The sequence below is a fragment of the Microbacterium azadirachtae genome, from assembly GCF_025583665.1.
Classification (GTDB): Bacteria; Actinomycetota; Actinomycetes; order Actinomycetales; family Microbacteriaceae; genus Microbacterium; species Microbacterium azadirachtae.
On the sequence record NZ_CP099706.1, the window covers coordinates 2,718,469 to 2,731,995 of the forward strand.

Consider the following 13,527-nt stretch of genomic DNA (forward strand, 5'->3'; position numbering starts at 1 on the left):
CCCGGTGCGCGCCGGCTGTGCAGGAGACGCGCGGCGCACGGACGCCTGGACAGAGACGCCCGCACACAGACGGCCGGACGCAGAAGAGGGCGGCATCCCACGGGGGGAATGGGATGCCGCCCAGCCGCGGCGGACGGAGGGGGGCCGTCGCTGCCACGGGAAAGCCGGATTCGAATGATCGGCCGTCGGACAGTGTACGTCTGAAAAGAGACCGAACAAAACGAGAGGCGCTACCGACTTCCGGCGGTATTGAGGGACGATGGGCACGGCTAGATTCACCGGTGTCGCAGCCCCATGCCGCGACGCACACCCGCCGCAAAGGAGCGCCCCCACGCATGAGCAGCCAGATCGATCACGTCTTCGACGAGACCCGTGTGTTCCCGCCCTCTCCGGAGTTCGCCGCAGCCGCCGTCGCGCAGCCCGAGATCTACTCCGAGGCGGCCACCGATCGTGAGGCGTTCTGGGCCGAGCAGGCCCGTGAGCTGCACTGGCACACGCCGTTCACGCAGGTGCTGGACTGGACCACCCCGCCGTTCGCGAAGTGGTTCGCCGACGGCGAGCTCAACGTCGCGTACAACTGCCTCGACCGCCACGTCGAGGCCGGCGACGGCGACCGTGTCGCCCTGCTCTGGGAGGGCGAGCCGGGCGACGAGCGTCGCATCACCTACGCCGAGCTCACCGACGAGGTCAAGCGTCTCGCCAACGTGCTGGAAGGGCTCGGCGTCGGACACGGCGACCGCGTCGCGATCTACCTCCCGATGATCCCGGAGGCCGTCGCCTCGATGCTCGCCGTGGCGCGCATCGGCGCGATCCACTCCGTGGTCTTCGGCGGTTTCAGCGCCGACAGCCTGCGCTCGCGCATCGACGACGCCGGCGCGAAGGTCGTGATCACCGCCGACGGCGGCTACCGCAAGGGCAAGGCCTCGCCGCTGAAGCCGACGGTCGACCAGGCGCTCGCAGACCGCGGCGAGGGCGAGCAGAACACCGTCGAGCACGTCCTCGTCGTGAAGAGGTGCGAGAACGAGATCGACTGGGACGACGAGCGCGACGTCTGGTACCACGACGCGGTCTCGGCAGCGTCCGATGCGCACGACGCGCAGGCGTTCCCCGCCGAGAACCCGCTGTTCATCCTCTACACCTCCGGCACCACCGGAAAGCCCAAGGGCATCCTGCACACCTCGGGCGGCTACCTCACGCAGGCGTCGTACACGCACCGCGTGGTGTTCGACCTCAAGCCGGAGACCGACGTCTACTGGTGCACCGCCGACATCGGCTGGGTCACCGGCCACTCCTACGTCGCCTACGGACCGCTCGCGAACGGCGCCACCCAGGTGATGTACGAGGGCACGCCGGAGACCCCGCAGCAGGGGCGCTGGTGGGACATCATCCAGAAGTACGGGGTGACCACGCTCTACACCGCACCGACCGCGATCCGCTCGTTCATGAAGCTCGGCCGCGAGATCCCCCAGCGGTACGACCTCTCCTCCCTGCGCCTGCTCGGATCCGTCGGCGAGCCGATCAACCCGGAGGCGTGGATCTGGTACCGCGACGTGATCGGCGGCGGGAGCGCCCCGATCGTCGACACCTGGTGGCAGACCGAGACGGGGGCGATCATGGCCTCCCCGCTGCCCGGGATCACCGCGACCAAGCCGGGCTCCGCGCAGGTGGCCCTGCCCGGGATCTCGATCGACGTGGTCGACGACGACGGCAACTCCGTGGGTGTCGGCGGCGGCGGGCTGCTCGCGATCACGCAGCCGTGGCCGAGCATGCTGCGCGGCATCTGGGGCGACCCGGAACGGTTCGTGGAGACCTACTGGGAGAAGTTCGCCACGCACGGGTACTACTTCGCCGGAGACGGGGCGCGCTTCGACGAGGACGGCGATCTGTGGCTGCTCGGGCGGGTCGACGACGTGATGAACGTGTCCGGCCACCGCCTGTCCACGGCGGAGATCGAGTCGGCGCTGGTCGCGCACGAGGCCACCGCCGAGGCGGCCGTCGTCGGCGCCTCGGACGAGACGACGGGCCAAGCCGTCGTCGCGTTCGTGATCATCAAGGAGAGCTACCTGAAGGCGCACTCCCCCGAGGGGCTGGCACTGCAGCTGCGGGGCTGGGTCGGCGAGCAGATCGGCCCGATCGCCCGGCCGCGGGACGTGTACATCGTGGGCGAGCTGCCCAAGACCCGCTCCGGGAAGATCATGCGCCGGCTCCTGCGCGACGTCGCCGAAGGCCGCGAGGTCGGCGACACCACGACGCTCGCCGACACGGCGGTCATGAGCGTGATCTCGGCCCAGGTCAAGTAGGTCCCCGGATCCGCACGAAAGAGGCGCCCCTCCGATCGGAGGGGCGCCTCTTTCGCTGTGCAGGACTCAGGCGAGCGTGAAGACGACCTCGACCTCGACCGGAGCGTCCAGGGGCAGCACGGCCACGCCCACGGCGGCACGGGCGTGCTTGCCCGCGTCGCCGAAGATCTCGCCGAGCACCTCGCTCGCACCGTTGATCACGCCGGGCTGGCCGGAGAACGCCGGGTCGGACGCCACGAACCCGCCCACGCGCAGCACGCCGCCGAGCCGATCGACCCCGCCCGCCGCGTCGGCGGCCGCCGCCAGGGCGTTCAGCGCGCAGAGCCGCGCGAGGCCCTTCGCGTCCTCCGCCGGCACCTCGGCGCCGACCTTGCCGGTCGCGGGAAGGGACCCCGACACGAACGGGAGCTGTCCCGAGGTGTACACGAGGCCGGAGTGGACCCGGGCCGGCACGTACGCGGCCACCGGCGCGGCGACCGCGGGCAGCTCGATGCCGAGCTCGGCGAGGCGGGAACTGATGGTCATGCGTTGTCTCCTTCGAACTGACGAGCGGCCTCCGCAGCGGCGCCGAGACCGGTGTTGGCGGCGGCGTCGCCGCCGACCGGGCGCTTCAGGTACGCGACGAGCCCGCCCTCGGGCCCGGTGACGACCTGCACGAGCTCCCACCCCTGCTTGCCCCAGTTGTTCAGGATCGCGGCGGTGTTGTGGATCAGCAGCGGCGTGGTGAGGTATTCCCACGTGGTCATGGCTCTCCCGGAGGGTGGGACGCGCTCGGGCGCGTCAAAGTTTGCGTTCAGGGAACTCCCCTACGATCAAGCGTATGCCTCAGACCAAACGCACGCTCACCGGTGTGCTCGGCGGCCTGGCCGGCCTCGTCGGTCTCAGCGTCGTCGCCGGTGTGCTCGTGACGGCCGCCGTCACGCCGGTGTTCGCCGTGACCGGCGCGACCGCCGCACAGTCGATCGACCTCTTCGAGGGCCTGCCCTCCAACCTGAAGGTCGACCGCCCGATGCAGCCGACGACGATCTACGCCAAGGACGCGAACGGCAACGACCAGGTCATGGCGCGGTTCTACGACCAGAACCGGGTGCCGGTCAAGTACGACCAGGTCGCCCCGGTGCTGTACGACGCGCTGCTGGCGAGCGAGGACAAGAACTTCTACTCGCACGGCGGAATCGACATCACCGGCACGCTCAAGGCGATCGTCGGCAACGTGACGGGATCCGCCACCAACGGCGGATCCTCGATCAGCCAGCAGTACGTCAAGAACGTGCTGCTGCAGGAGTGCGAGAAGGGCGTCCCCCTCTCCGACAAGAAGCGCGACGACAAGCTGAACCAGTGCTGGGTCGACGCGGCCTCCGCCGTCGGATCCAAGGGCATCGCGCGCAAGCTGCAGGAGATCCGCTACGCCACCGCGATCGAGAAGCAGTATTCCAAGAACGACATCCTCATCGGGTACCTCAACCTGGTGAACTTCGGCGGCACGACGTACGGCATCGAGGCCGCGGCGCAGCGGTACTTCAGCGTCTCCGCGTCGCAGCTGAACGCCGTGCAGGCCGCCACCCTGGTCGGCATGGTGCAGAACCCCAACGCCTTCCGCATCGACCTGCCCGGCGGCACGTACGACTGCGACAAGGACGGCAAGAACTGCAAGAACGGGCAGGCCGACGGCTACCACGACACCATGGTGCGCCGGAACTACGTGCTCAGCCGCATGGAGGTCCTGGGCAAGATCACCAAGGCCGAGTTCGAGGCCGACAAGGCGCAGCCGATCACGCCCGTGATCAAGACGCCGACGTCGGGCTGCGCCGATGCGGGCGACAACGCCTACTTCTGCAAGTACGTCCAGGCGACGCTCGAGGGCGATCCGTCGCTCGACTCGGCGCTCGGCCCGCAGAAGGATCGGGCCGACAAGCTGCTGCGCGGCGGCCTGAACGTCTACACGACGCTTTCCCCGGCGATGCAGGGCGCCGCCGTGCAGGCCATGCACGACTACACCACGCCGACCATCGACGGCATGGACTTCGGCGCCGCAGCGGTGAACCTCGACCCGAAGACGGGCAGGATCCTCGCCCTCGCGCAGAACACCGTCTTCAACGAGGCGCAGGACGCGCCTCCCGGGCAGACCGGTATCGTCTACGCGGCCGACCAGGCGCACGGCGGCGGGATCGGCTTCTCCGTCGGATCGACGTACAAGGTGTTCACGCTCCTCGACTGGCTCGAGAAGGGTCACTCCCTGCGTGAGTCCGTGGACGGCAACCTCAAGAAGATGACGTTCAAGTGCGGCACCAGCACGATGACGGCGGACACCGGCGAGATCGGCAACTTCCAGAACCAGCGCGGGTTCACCGGAACCCCGATGGAGTTCACCAGGCTGTCGCTGAACAGCGGGTTCCTCGGCATGGCCTCGAAGCTGGACCTCTGCGACATCAACGATCTCGCCGCCCGCATGGGCGTGCACCTCGGCACCGAGTACAAGGGCAAGATGGTCCCGGTCAACAACCGCGAGAACGTCACCGATGACGAGGGGAACATCCTGGCGTCCGCGCCGGCGCCGTTCGACGTCCTCGGCTCGAAGAACATCGCGCCCCTGGACATGGCGGCGGTCTACGCCGCGATCGCCAACAACGGCACGCGCTGCGACCCGCACGCGATCGACAAGATCACCGGCCCCGACGGCGCCGACATCCCGCTCGCGCCGACCACGTGCACCGAGGTCATCAAGCCGGAGATCGCCGCCGGCGCCGCGTACGCGCTCCAGGGAGTGATGAACAGCGGCGGTACGGGCTCCCAGGCGAACCCGTTCGACGGCACCCCGCTGATCGGCAAGACCGGTTCGCACAACAACGCGCAGACGATGCTCATGTCCTCCTCGACGACCTCCACCACCGGTGTCTGGGTCGGTCAGGCGAGCGGCGATGTCAACATCAACGACTTCTCCACGCAGGACATCGGCGTCCCCAACATCCGGTACCCCCTGAGCAGGGCGATCCTCAGCGCAGCCGACTCGCTGTTCCCGGGCGGGTCCTTCCCCGACCCGGTGCAGAGCCAGCTCAAGCAGTCGTACACGAACCTGCCGAGTGTCGTCGGCATGACGGTCGACCAGGCCACGCAGACGCTCGAGGGCGCCGGGTTCTCGGTCTCCGTGGGCGCCCCCGTGCAGAGCAACCTGCCCACGGATCAGGTGGCGCAGCAGGATCCGGGTCCGGGTCAGGTCGTCACCGGCAGCACCATCACGATCAGCCCGAGCAACGGGCAGGGCGCCACGGTGCCGAACGTGGTGGGCAAGACGATGGGCGATGCCGCGACCGCGCTGCAGCAGGCCGGCTTCCAGGCGGTGAAGGGCGCGTGCACGCCCGGCAACGGCGACGACTCCGGCACGGTGTCCGCGACGAGCCCTGCAGCCGGCACGGCCGCACCCAAGGGCTCCTCGGTCACGCTCAACTACGTGAAGAAGAACTGCCAGGGATGACCTCGTCTCGCACCACCCGCTCGGCCCTCATCGCACTCGGTGCGGTGGGGGCCGCCGGTGTCGCGGCCGCCACCTGGGGCATCGGCATCGAGCGCTATCTGTTCACCCTGCGCCACGCCACGGCGCGGGCCCTGCCGCCGGGAACCCGCCCGCTGCGGATCCTGCACGTCTCTGATGCGCATATGGCGCCCTGGCAGCACCGCAAGCAGCGCTGGCTCGCCTCGCTGGCAGAGCTCCGGCCCGACCTGGTCGTGAACACCGGCGACAATCTCGGTCATGAGGACGGACTCGACGGCGTCCGCGCCGCGTTCGCCCCGTTCGCCGGAACGCCGGGCGTCTTCGTGCACGGATCCAACGACAAGTACGCGCCGTCGCCGCGCAACCCGTTCCGCTACTTCATGGGCCCCTCGGCGCGATCGATCACCGCTCCGAAGCTCGACACCGAGGCTCTGGACGCCTACTTCACGGATGAGCTGGGCTGGACGGATCTGGACAACACCGCCGCCTCGCTGACCGTCGCGGGCGAGCGCATCGACCTGTTCGGCGTCGACGACGCGCACCGCGACTGGGACGAGCTCGACGCGCTCCCCGCGGCGATCGACGCGCTCGGCCCGCGCCCGGCCGGCGTTCCCGCACTGGGCGTGACGCACGCGCCCTACCAGCGCGTGCTGAACGCGTTCACCGATCTCGGCGCGGATGCGATCCTGGGCGGCCACACGCACGGCGGTCAGGTCTGCATCCCCGGCTTCGGCGCGATCGTGGCGAATTGCGACATCCCGCTGAAGCAGGCGAAGGGTCTCAGCACCTGGTCGCACGCCGGTCGCGCCGTCCCTCTGAACGTGAGCGCCGGGTGCGGGCACTCCATCTACGCGCCGATCCGGTTCGCCTGCCGGCCCGAGGCCACGCTGCTCACGCTGCTGCCGCGGACCTGAGCGACGTGCGCCCCGACGCCCCGGAGCACACCCGGCCGGCCGCAGCACGCGTCGTGGGCGGAAGCCGGGTGCTCGTCGGCGTCGCCGTGCTCGTGATCCTGATGTACACGTACGCGATCGGCGGCGAGGCGCACGGATACAACCCCTTCGACTACTTCGGCTACTTCACCAACCTGACGGGCCTGCTCACGGCGATCGTGCTCATGGTCTGCGGCACCCTCGGCCTGATCGGTCGTCGTGCGCCTCGCTGGCTCACGCCGGCTCGCGCTGTCGTCACCGCGTGCATGCTGATCGTCGCCGTGATCTACAACGCCCTGGTGCCGGGGACCGGATCCGCCCCCGTCTGGGTCAGCGTCACGCTCCACGCCGTCCTACCCGCTCTGACGTCGTTGGACTGGCTGCTGATCGGGGACCGTCGACGCCTGCCCTGGTCCCGCCTGTGGGTGCTCGCTCCGTATCCCCTGCTGTGGCTCGTCGTCGTCCTCGTGCGTGGGGCGACCGGCGGGTGGGTGCCCTACGGCTTCCTGCTCCCCGAGCGCGGCGCGATCGCGATGGTGCTCACCGTCCTCGGGCTGCTCGGCGCGCTCACCGCAGCCGGCGCCCTCGTGTGGACGGCGAGTCGTTTCCCCGGCGTCGTGCTGCGGCGCGATGCGGGACCCTGACGGATCACAGGCGAGCGGCGCGCGAAGCGTCGCCGGAGACGACGAGAGGGACCGACCCTCTGGTCGGTCCCTCTCGTCGTGCTGGTCGGGGTGACAGGATTTGAACCTGCGGCCTCTTCGTCCCGAACGAAGCGCGCTACCAAGCTGCGCCACACCCCGTGGCAACCGTTCAAGTCTATACGGACAGGAGCACGGGAGCGAATCGAGGCGGAACCCGCGCGTGGCGCGCCCCGCGGTCGCCGGATCAGGGCGCCGCCCGCCCCGGGCTGTCCCCCAGCCGCCTCCCGTATCCTGGAGACGCTATGACGACGCCACGCCTGGTCGCGTTCGACCTCGACGACACTCTCGCCGCCTCCAAGGCGGCGATCGAGCCCCGCATCGCCGACCTCCTCCTCGCACTCGCCGAGCGCGTCGACGTGGCGATCATCTCCGGCGGCAACGAGGAGCAGTTCCGCACCCAGGTGGTGGCCCGGCTCGGCGCGGCCGACGTCGCCGCACTGCAGCGCATCCATCTGCTGCCCACCTGCGGCACCCGCTACCTCCGCCACGACGGAACCGGGTTCTCCCTGGTCTACGCCCGCGATCTCAGCCCCGCGCAGAAGACCGCCGCGCTCACCGCCCTCGAGGAGGAGGCGCGTCGGCTCGGCCTCTGGGAGAGCGAGACCTGGGGGCCCATCCTCGAGGACCGCGGATCGCAGATCACCTTCTCCGCGCTCGGCCAGCGGGCGCCGCACGACGCCAAGAAGGCCTGGGATCCGGACGGCTCCCGGCGCGCCGCCCTGCGCGACGCCGTCGCCCCCCGCGTGCCCGACCTCGAGGTCCGCTCCGGCGGATCCACGTCGATCGACATCACCCGGGCGGGCATCGACAAGGCCTACGGCATGACCGAGCTCGCCGAGCGCACCGGCATCCCGTTCGGCGAGATGCTGTTCTACGGCGACCGCCTCGACGAGGGCGGCAACGACTACCCGGTGAAGACACTCGGCGTGCCGTGCGTCGCCGTCGACGGCTGGGAGGACACCGCAGAGCACCTGGACGCCCTCCTGCCGACCCTGGGCGCCCCGGCGCCCACAGCAGCGTCCTGACGGCGCTGCGGGACGCTCAGCCGAGCGCCAGGATCCGCTCCGCGTAGCGCGCGATCGACCTCGACGCCGCAGCCTCCTCCGGCCTGTTCAGATAGCCGTGGGTGGTCCCCGGCTCGATGGAGACGTCGATCGGCACCCCGGCCTCGGCGAGCGTCCGTGCGAACGCCTCCCCCGAGACGCGCAGCTCGTCGACCTCCGCATTGATCATGATGACGGGCGGGAAGCCGGCGAGCTCGCCCCCGACGGCGAGACCCGGCGCGGCAGACGACGTCGCCTGTTCTGCGGGTGCGTCCAGGTAGTTCTCATACAGGGCCCGCACGGCATCCGGTCCGAACACGTCCGCGCCGGGATCCGCATCCAGGGCGGCGCGCAGCTCGGGATCCGGTGCCGGCTGGACGGCGAGCAGCGTGGGATAGGCGAGCAGCGCGAGCGCCGGTGCGATCCCGCCCTCCGCCACGAGCCGCAGGGTCGCCGCGGCCGCCAGGTTGCCCCCGGCGCTCGTGCCGCCGATCGCCCACGGTCCGGCGGCCCATTCCGACGCTGTCGCCCAGCGGAACGCGGCCACGACGTCGTCGACGGGCACGGGGTGGCGGAACCCGCTCCGGCCCTCGCGCCCGGCGGCGTCCGCCATCGGCGGCGCGAGCCGGTAGTCCACCGAGAGCACGGTGATCCCCCGCGCCGCGAACGAGCGCGCGACCCAGTCGGCCTCGGGCATGTCGAGGTCGCCCGCCCAGAAGCCCCCGCCATGCAGCCATACCAGTCCGGGACCGGCAGGATCCGCGGGCGTGTAGGCGCGGGCGGGGATGGCGCCGTGCGGTCCCGGGATCTCCTGCGCGGCGACCCGCACCGCCTCGTCCCGGCTCATCGCGCGGCGAGCTCCGCGGCGGCCGGGTCGACCGGCACCATGCGGGTGAGCTGCGTGACGTGACGCGGCTCGAGCTCGGCGAGCGAGGAGACGCCGAGCAGGCGCATCGTGCGCTCGATCTCGCTGCGCAGGATCGCGATCGTGCGGTCGACGCCGCGACGGCCCCCGGCCATCAGACCGTAGAGATAGGCCCGCCCGATCAGCGCGAAGTCCGCGCCCAGCGCGACCGACGCGACGATGTCCGCGCCGTTCATGATGCCCGTGTCGACCATGACGGTGAAGTCGTCCCCGACCGCGCGCCGCACGTGCGGCAGCAGGTGGAACGGGATGGGGGCGCGGTCGAGCTGTCGGCCGCCGTGGTTGGAGAGCACCACCCCGTCGACGCCGTGCGTGTCCTTGAGCCGCACCGCGTCGTCGACCGTCTGCACGCCCTTCACGATGAGCTTGCCGGGCCAGATCTCCCGGATCACCGCCAGGTCCTCATAGGAGATGGTGGGATCCATGGCCGCGTCGAGCAGCTCGCCGACCGTGCCGCCCGTCGTCGACAGCGACGCGAACTCGAGCTTGGGCGTGGTGAGGAAGTCGATCCACCACCACGGCCGCGGAATCGCGTTGACGATCGTGCCGAGCGTCAGCTGCGGCGGGATCGAGAAGCCGTTGCGCTTGTCCCGCAGCCGGGCGCCGGCGACCGGAGTGTCGACCGTGAACATGAGCGTGTCGAAGCCCGCCTCGGCCGCACGCCGGGCAAGGCCGTACGAGATCTCGCGATCGCGCATGACGTAGAGCTGGAACCAGTTCCTCCCGGGAGTCGGCCCCTGAGGCTCTCGAAGGGTGGTGGCCTTGACGTCCTCGATCGAGGTGGTGCCGAGCGTGGACAGCGTGAACGGGATCCCCGCGGCGGCCGCGGCGCCCGCACCCGCGACCTCCCCCTCGGTGTGCATGAGACGGGTGAACCCGGTCGGGGCGATGCCGAACGGCAGGGCGCTGGATCCGCCGAGCACCGTGGTCGAGGTGTCGAGGTCGGGCGCGGGCGCGAGGATGCCGGGGTGGAACTCCACGTCCTCGAACGCCTGCCGGGCCCGCGCGAGCGAGAGCTCGCCCTCCGCCGCGCCGTCGGTGTAGTCGAAGGCGGCCTTGGGGGTGCGCCGCTTCGCGATCGTGCGCAGGTCGGAGATCGTCAGGGCGCCCTCGAGGCGGCGCTTGGTGCCGTCGAGCTCGGGAGCCTTGAACTTCATGAGCTCGAAGATCTCGACGGGATTCGGGAGCTGTCGCTGCACCATGGCGTGGTCCTTCCGGTCAGGCGGGGGCGTCGCCCGCGCGGGCGAGGTCGGTGGCGGCGTAGTAGCCGGTGATGTGGTCGCGCACGAGGGCGGCCGCCGCGTCGGCGCGGCCGTCGTCGATCGCGCGGACGAGGTCGCGGTGCTCGGCGCGGAGCCGGTCGGCCATCCGCGGCCAGTCCCGGATCCCGGCGGATCCGGAGAGCACGTACGACTCGATGCTGTCGCGCAGCCCCGTCATCATCGCGGCGACGACGGTGTTGCCGCTCGCCTCCGCCAGGGCCAGGTGCAGTTGGGCGTCGAGAGCGAGGAAGTCCGCGGCGTCCAGCTCCGCGTCCATGGCGTCGAGGATCCGGTGCGCCGTGGCGGTGTCGCGCCGCCCGGTCGCCAGCGCCGCCACGACCGCCTGCTCCAGGATGAGGCGGGTGCCGACCACATCGGCGATCGGGAAGCCCTGGGCGGCCACCTGGAGCCGCAGCAGGGCCGACAGGCCTCCCCCGGGCGCGGCGATGACGATCGCGCCCGCCTGCGGTCCGGATCCGGTCGAGGTGCGGATGAGCCCCATCACCTCGAGCACCCGGATGGCCTCGCGGACGCTGGAACGGCCGACGCCCAGCTCGGCGGCGAGATCACGCTCGCTGGGCAGGCGGTCGCCCGGGCCGAGGTCGCCGTCGAGGAGGCGCTGCTCGACGTGCTGCAGCACCGCGCGCCAGGTGCGCGCGGGCACGTCGCTGAGGTCGGGCATGGGGCCTCCTGTGGTCAGACCACAGCCTAAGGCGTGTGGTCAGACCACGCAAGCACAATGCATCAGCCGAGGCGGCCGCCGGACTCCTCGAGATAGCAGTGGCCGCAGAGCGACTCGTAGGTGACGGCTCCCTGAGCCTGCCGAAGGGCGCCGTCGATCGCGACCTGGTCGCCGTCGAACACGAACCGGTCGCCGATCCTGCGTCCGTTGAAGACCGCCTTGCGGCCGCAGCGGCAGATGGTCTTGAGCTCTTCCAGCGTGTGGGCGATCGCCAGCAGCCGTCCGGATCCCGGGAAGGCGTGGGTGAGGAAGTCGTTGCGGATGCCGTAGGCGAGCACCGGGATGTCATCCTCGACCGCGATGCGGAACAGGTCGTCGATCTGCCCCGGCTCGAGGAACTGCGCCTCGTCGACGAGCAGGCAGGCGATGTCGGATCCGTCGCTGCGCGCCTTCTCCCGCTCCTGCTGGAACAGGGTCCGCGCGCCCTCCCCCGCGGCGATCAGGAAGTCGACCTCACGGGTCATCCCCAGCCGGCTCTCGATCTGGCTCGCGCCCTTGGTGTCGATCGCCGGCTTGGCGAGCAGGACCCGCTGCCCCCGCTCCTCGTAGTTGTACGCCGCCTGCAGCAGCGCCGTGGACTTGCCGGAGTTCATCGCTCCGTAGCGGAAGTACAGCTTGGCCACGGGGCGCGATCAGGCCGTGAGGTCGAGCGTCTTCGCGGTGGCCCCCATCGACGCCGCGGCGTCGGCCGGCGAGTCGTTGAGCTTCTCGCCGAGCGTGGGGATCAGCTTCTGCAGCGCGGGCTCCCACGCGCCGAACTGCTCCGGGAAGCACCGCTGCAGCACGTCGAGCATCACCGGGACGGCCGTCGACGCGCCCGGGGAGGCGCCCAGCAGTCCGGCGATGGTGCCGTCCGCGGCCGCGACGACCTCGGTGCCGAACTGCAGCTTGCCGCCCTTCATGACCTGCGCGCGCTGACCGGCCTGGAGCAGCTCCCAGTCGCCGTCCTGAGCCGTCGGCATGAACTCGCGCAGGGTCGCGACCTTGCGGTGGTGCGTCTTCAGCAGCTCGCTGACGAGGTACTTGATCAGGTCGAAGTTGGTGAAGGCGACCTTGAGCATGCTGCCCAGGTTGTGCGCGCGCACCTGGGTGACGATGTCGAGCATCCCGCCCTGCTTCAGGAACTTCGGGCTGAACGTCGCGAACGGGCCGAACAGCAGGCTCGTCTCACCGTCGACGACGCGGGTGTCGAGGTGCGGCACCGACATCGGCGGCGCACCGACCGGGGCCTGCGAGTAGACCTTCGCCTTGTGCTTGGCGACGATCGCGGGGTTCGAGGTCTTCAGCCACTGACCGCCGATCGGGAAGCAGCCGTAGCCGCGGATCTCGGAGATCCCGGAGCCCTGCAGCAGCTTGAGCGCCCAGCCGCCGGCGCCGACGAACACGAACTTCGCGTTGAGCTCGCCCGGGGTGTGCCCGATCGCGTTGCGGTAGCGGACGTTCCAGCTGCCGTCCTTCTGCTTCTTGAGCTTGCGGACCTCGTGGTTGCGCAGCAACGTGAAGTTCTCGCTCTCGGCGAGGTGGTCGAACAGCTGGCGGGTGAGGGATCCGAAGTCGACGTCCGTGCCGCTGGGCACGCGGGTCGCGGCGAACGGCTCGCCCTTGCGGCGGTGCTCCATCAGCAGCGGCGCCCACTGGTTGATGACGCGGGAGTCCTCGCTGAACTCGATCCCCGCGAACAGCGGCTGCTCCTTGAGGATCTCGTAGCGGCGGCGCAGGTAGTCGACGTCCTTCTGCCCGCGCACGAAGGTCATGTGCGGCGTGGAGTTGATGAACGTGGTGGGCGCGTCGAGCACGCCGCGGTCGACGAGCGTCGACCACAGCTGGCGGCTGAGCTGGAACTGCTCGTTGATGCCGATCGCCTTGCCGGGGTCGAGCGAGCCGTCCTTGCCCTCGGGCATGTAGTTGAGCTCGCACAGGGCGGCGTGTCCCGTGCCCGCGTTGTTCCACGCGTTCGAGCTCTCCTCCGCGACGTCACCCAGCCGCTCGAAGGCGACGACCTTCCAGTCGGGCTGCAGTTCGCGGAGCAGGGTTCCGAGGGTGGCGCTCATGATGCCACCGCCGATGAGGACGACGTCGACGGATTCAGTCACTCGAACAGTCTAGTTCGCCGAACGAGTGCTCCTCTT

The 13,527-nt window shown here is 70.4% G+C and carries 12 protein-coding genes and 1 tRNA gene; 5 read left to right on the plus strand and 8 right to left on the minus strand.

The annotated features are described in order from the left end of the window. Positions 1-335 precede the first annotated feature (335 nt). Positions 336-2,300, plus strand: coding sequence for an acetate--CoA ligase (gene acs / locus NFX31_RS12915; RefSeq protein WP_045249525.1), 1,965 nt, complete (start codon positions 336-338; stop codon positions 2,298-2,300). 66 nt (positions 2,301-2,366) lie between these two features. Here acs and NFX31_RS12920 read toward each other — a convergent pair whose 3' ends face one another. Continuing rightward, the gene (locus tag NFX31_RS12920; RefSeq protein ID WP_045249526.1) at positions 2,367-2,825 is read right to left on the minus strand and encodes a RidA family protein; all 459 of its coding nucleotides are present in this window, start codon (positions 2,823-2,825) and stop codon (positions 2,367-2,369) included. Further along, the gene (locus tag NFX31_RS12925) at positions 2,822-3,046 is read right to left on the minus strand and encodes a Sp36 family protein (RefSeq protein ID WP_045249527.1); all 225 of its coding nucleotides are present in this window, start codon (positions 3,044-3,046) and stop codon (positions 2,822-2,824) included. The genes NFX31_RS12920 and NFX31_RS12925 overlap by 4 nt, the downstream gene beginning before the upstream one ends. 74 nt (positions 3,047-3,120) lie before the next feature. On the opposite strand from NFX31_RS12925, the gene NFX31_RS12930 reads away from it, so the two are divergent. From NFX31_RS12930 to NFX31_RS12940, 3 genes are read left to right on the plus strand one after another with little or no spacing between them, the layout of a single operon-like run. Then, entirely contained in the window at positions 3,121-5,772 is a 2,652-nt protein-coding gene (locus NFX31_RS12930) for a penicillin-binding protein (protein WP_091479344.1), read from the plus strand. After that, the gene (locus NFX31_RS12935; RefSeq protein WP_262955910.1) at positions 5,769-6,704 is read left to right on the plus strand and encodes a metallophosphoesterase; all 936 of its coding nucleotides are present in this window, start codon (positions 5,769-5,771) and stop codon (positions 6,702-6,704) included. Before NFX31_RS12930 ends, NFX31_RS12935 begins: the two co-directional genes overlap by 4 nt. A 5-nt stretch (positions 6,705-6,709) precedes the next feature. After that, on the plus strand, positions 6,710-7,366 hold the full coding sequence (locus NFX31_RS12940) for a Pr6Pr family membrane protein (RefSeq protein WP_262955911.1): 657 nt from the start codon (positions 6,710-6,712) through the stop codon (positions 7,364-7,366). Between the two features lie 82 nt (positions 7,367-7,448). Here NFX31_RS12940 and NFX31_RS12945 read toward each other — a convergent pair. Next, a tRNA-Pro gene (locus tag NFX31_RS12945) sits at positions 7,449-7,525 on the minus strand. Between the two features lie 143 nt (positions 7,526-7,668). Here NFX31_RS12945 and NFX31_RS12950 point away from each other — a divergent pair. Then, on the plus strand, positions 7,669-8,451 hold the full coding sequence (locus NFX31_RS12950) for an HAD-IIB family hydrolase (protein WP_262955912.1): 783 nt from the start codon (positions 7,669-7,671) through the stop codon (positions 8,449-8,451). Positions 8,452-8,467: 16 nt separating this feature from the next. Here the strand turns inward: NFX31_RS12950 and NFX31_RS12955 are convergent, their stop codons facing one another. The 5 genes from NFX31_RS12955 to mqo form a co-directional block, all read right to left on the minus strand. Next, positions 8,468-9,316, minus strand: a complete 849-nt coding sequence (locus NFX31_RS12955) for an alpha/beta hydrolase (RefSeq protein WP_262955913.1) — start codon at positions 9,314-9,316, stop codon at positions 8,468-8,470. Continuing rightward, positions 9,313-10,596: an alpha-hydroxy acid oxidase gene (locus tag NFX31_RS12960; protein WP_045249533.1), complete on the minus strand. Its 1,284-nt coding sequence runs from the start codon at positions 10,594-10,596 to the stop codon at positions 9,313-9,315. Before NFX31_RS12960 ends, NFX31_RS12955 begins: the two co-directional genes overlap by 4 nt. 16 nt (positions 10,597-10,612) lie before the next feature. Continuing rightward, the gene (locus NFX31_RS12965; RefSeq protein WP_262955914.1) at positions 10,613-11,338 is read right to left on the minus strand and encodes a FadR/GntR family transcriptional regulator; all 726 of its coding nucleotides are present in this window, start codon (positions 11,336-11,338) and stop codon (positions 10,613-10,615) included. A gap of 62 nt (positions 11,339-11,400) precedes the next feature. Further along, positions 11,401-12,021, minus strand: coding sequence for a thymidine kinase (locus tag NFX31_RS12970; protein WP_045249535.1), 621 nt, complete (start codon positions 12,019-12,021; stop codon positions 11,401-11,403). 9 nt (positions 12,022-12,030) lie between these two features. Continuing rightward, positions 12,031-13,491, minus strand: coding sequence for a malate dehydrogenase (quinone) (gene mqo / locus NFX31_RS12975; protein ID WP_045249536.1), 1,461 nt, complete (start codon positions 13,489-13,491; stop codon positions 12,031-12,033). Positions 13,492-13,527 lie beyond the last annotated feature (36 nt).

Coding starts and splice junctions, on each gene's coding strand:
- acs (WP_045249525.1), top strand. CDS start 336: ATGAGCAGCCAGATCGATCACGTCTTCGACGAGACCCGTGTGTTCCCG.
- NFX31_RS12920 (WP_045249526.1), bottom strand. CDS start 2,825: ATGACCATCAGTTCCCGCCTCGCCGAGCTCGGCATCGAGCTGCCCGCG.
- NFX31_RS12925 (WP_045249527.1), bottom strand. CDS start 3,046: ATGACCACGTGGGAATACCTCACCACGCCGCTGCTGATCCACAACACC.
- NFX31_RS12930 (WP_091479344.1), top strand. CDS start 3,121: ATGCCTCAGACCAAACGCACGCTCACCGGTGTGCTCGGCGGCCTGGCC.
- NFX31_RS12935 (WP_262955910.1), top strand. CDS start 5,769: ATGACCTCGTCTCGCACCACCCGCTCGGCCCTCATCGCACTCGGTGCG.
- NFX31_RS12950 (WP_262955912.1), top strand. CDS start 7,669: ATGACGACGCCACGCCTGGTCGCGTTCGACCTCGACGACACTCTCGCC.
- NFX31_RS12955 (WP_262955913.1), bottom strand. CDS start 9,316: ATGAGCCGGGACGAGGCGGTGCGGGTCGCCGCGCAGGAGATCCCGGGA.
- NFX31_RS12960 (WP_045249533.1), bottom strand. CDS start 10,596: ATGGTGCAGCGACAGCTCCCGAATCCCGTCGAGATCTTCGAGCTCATG.
- NFX31_RS12965 (WP_262955914.1), bottom strand. CDS start 11,338: ATGCCCGACCTCAGCGACGTGCCCGCGCGCACCTGGCGCGCGGTGCTG.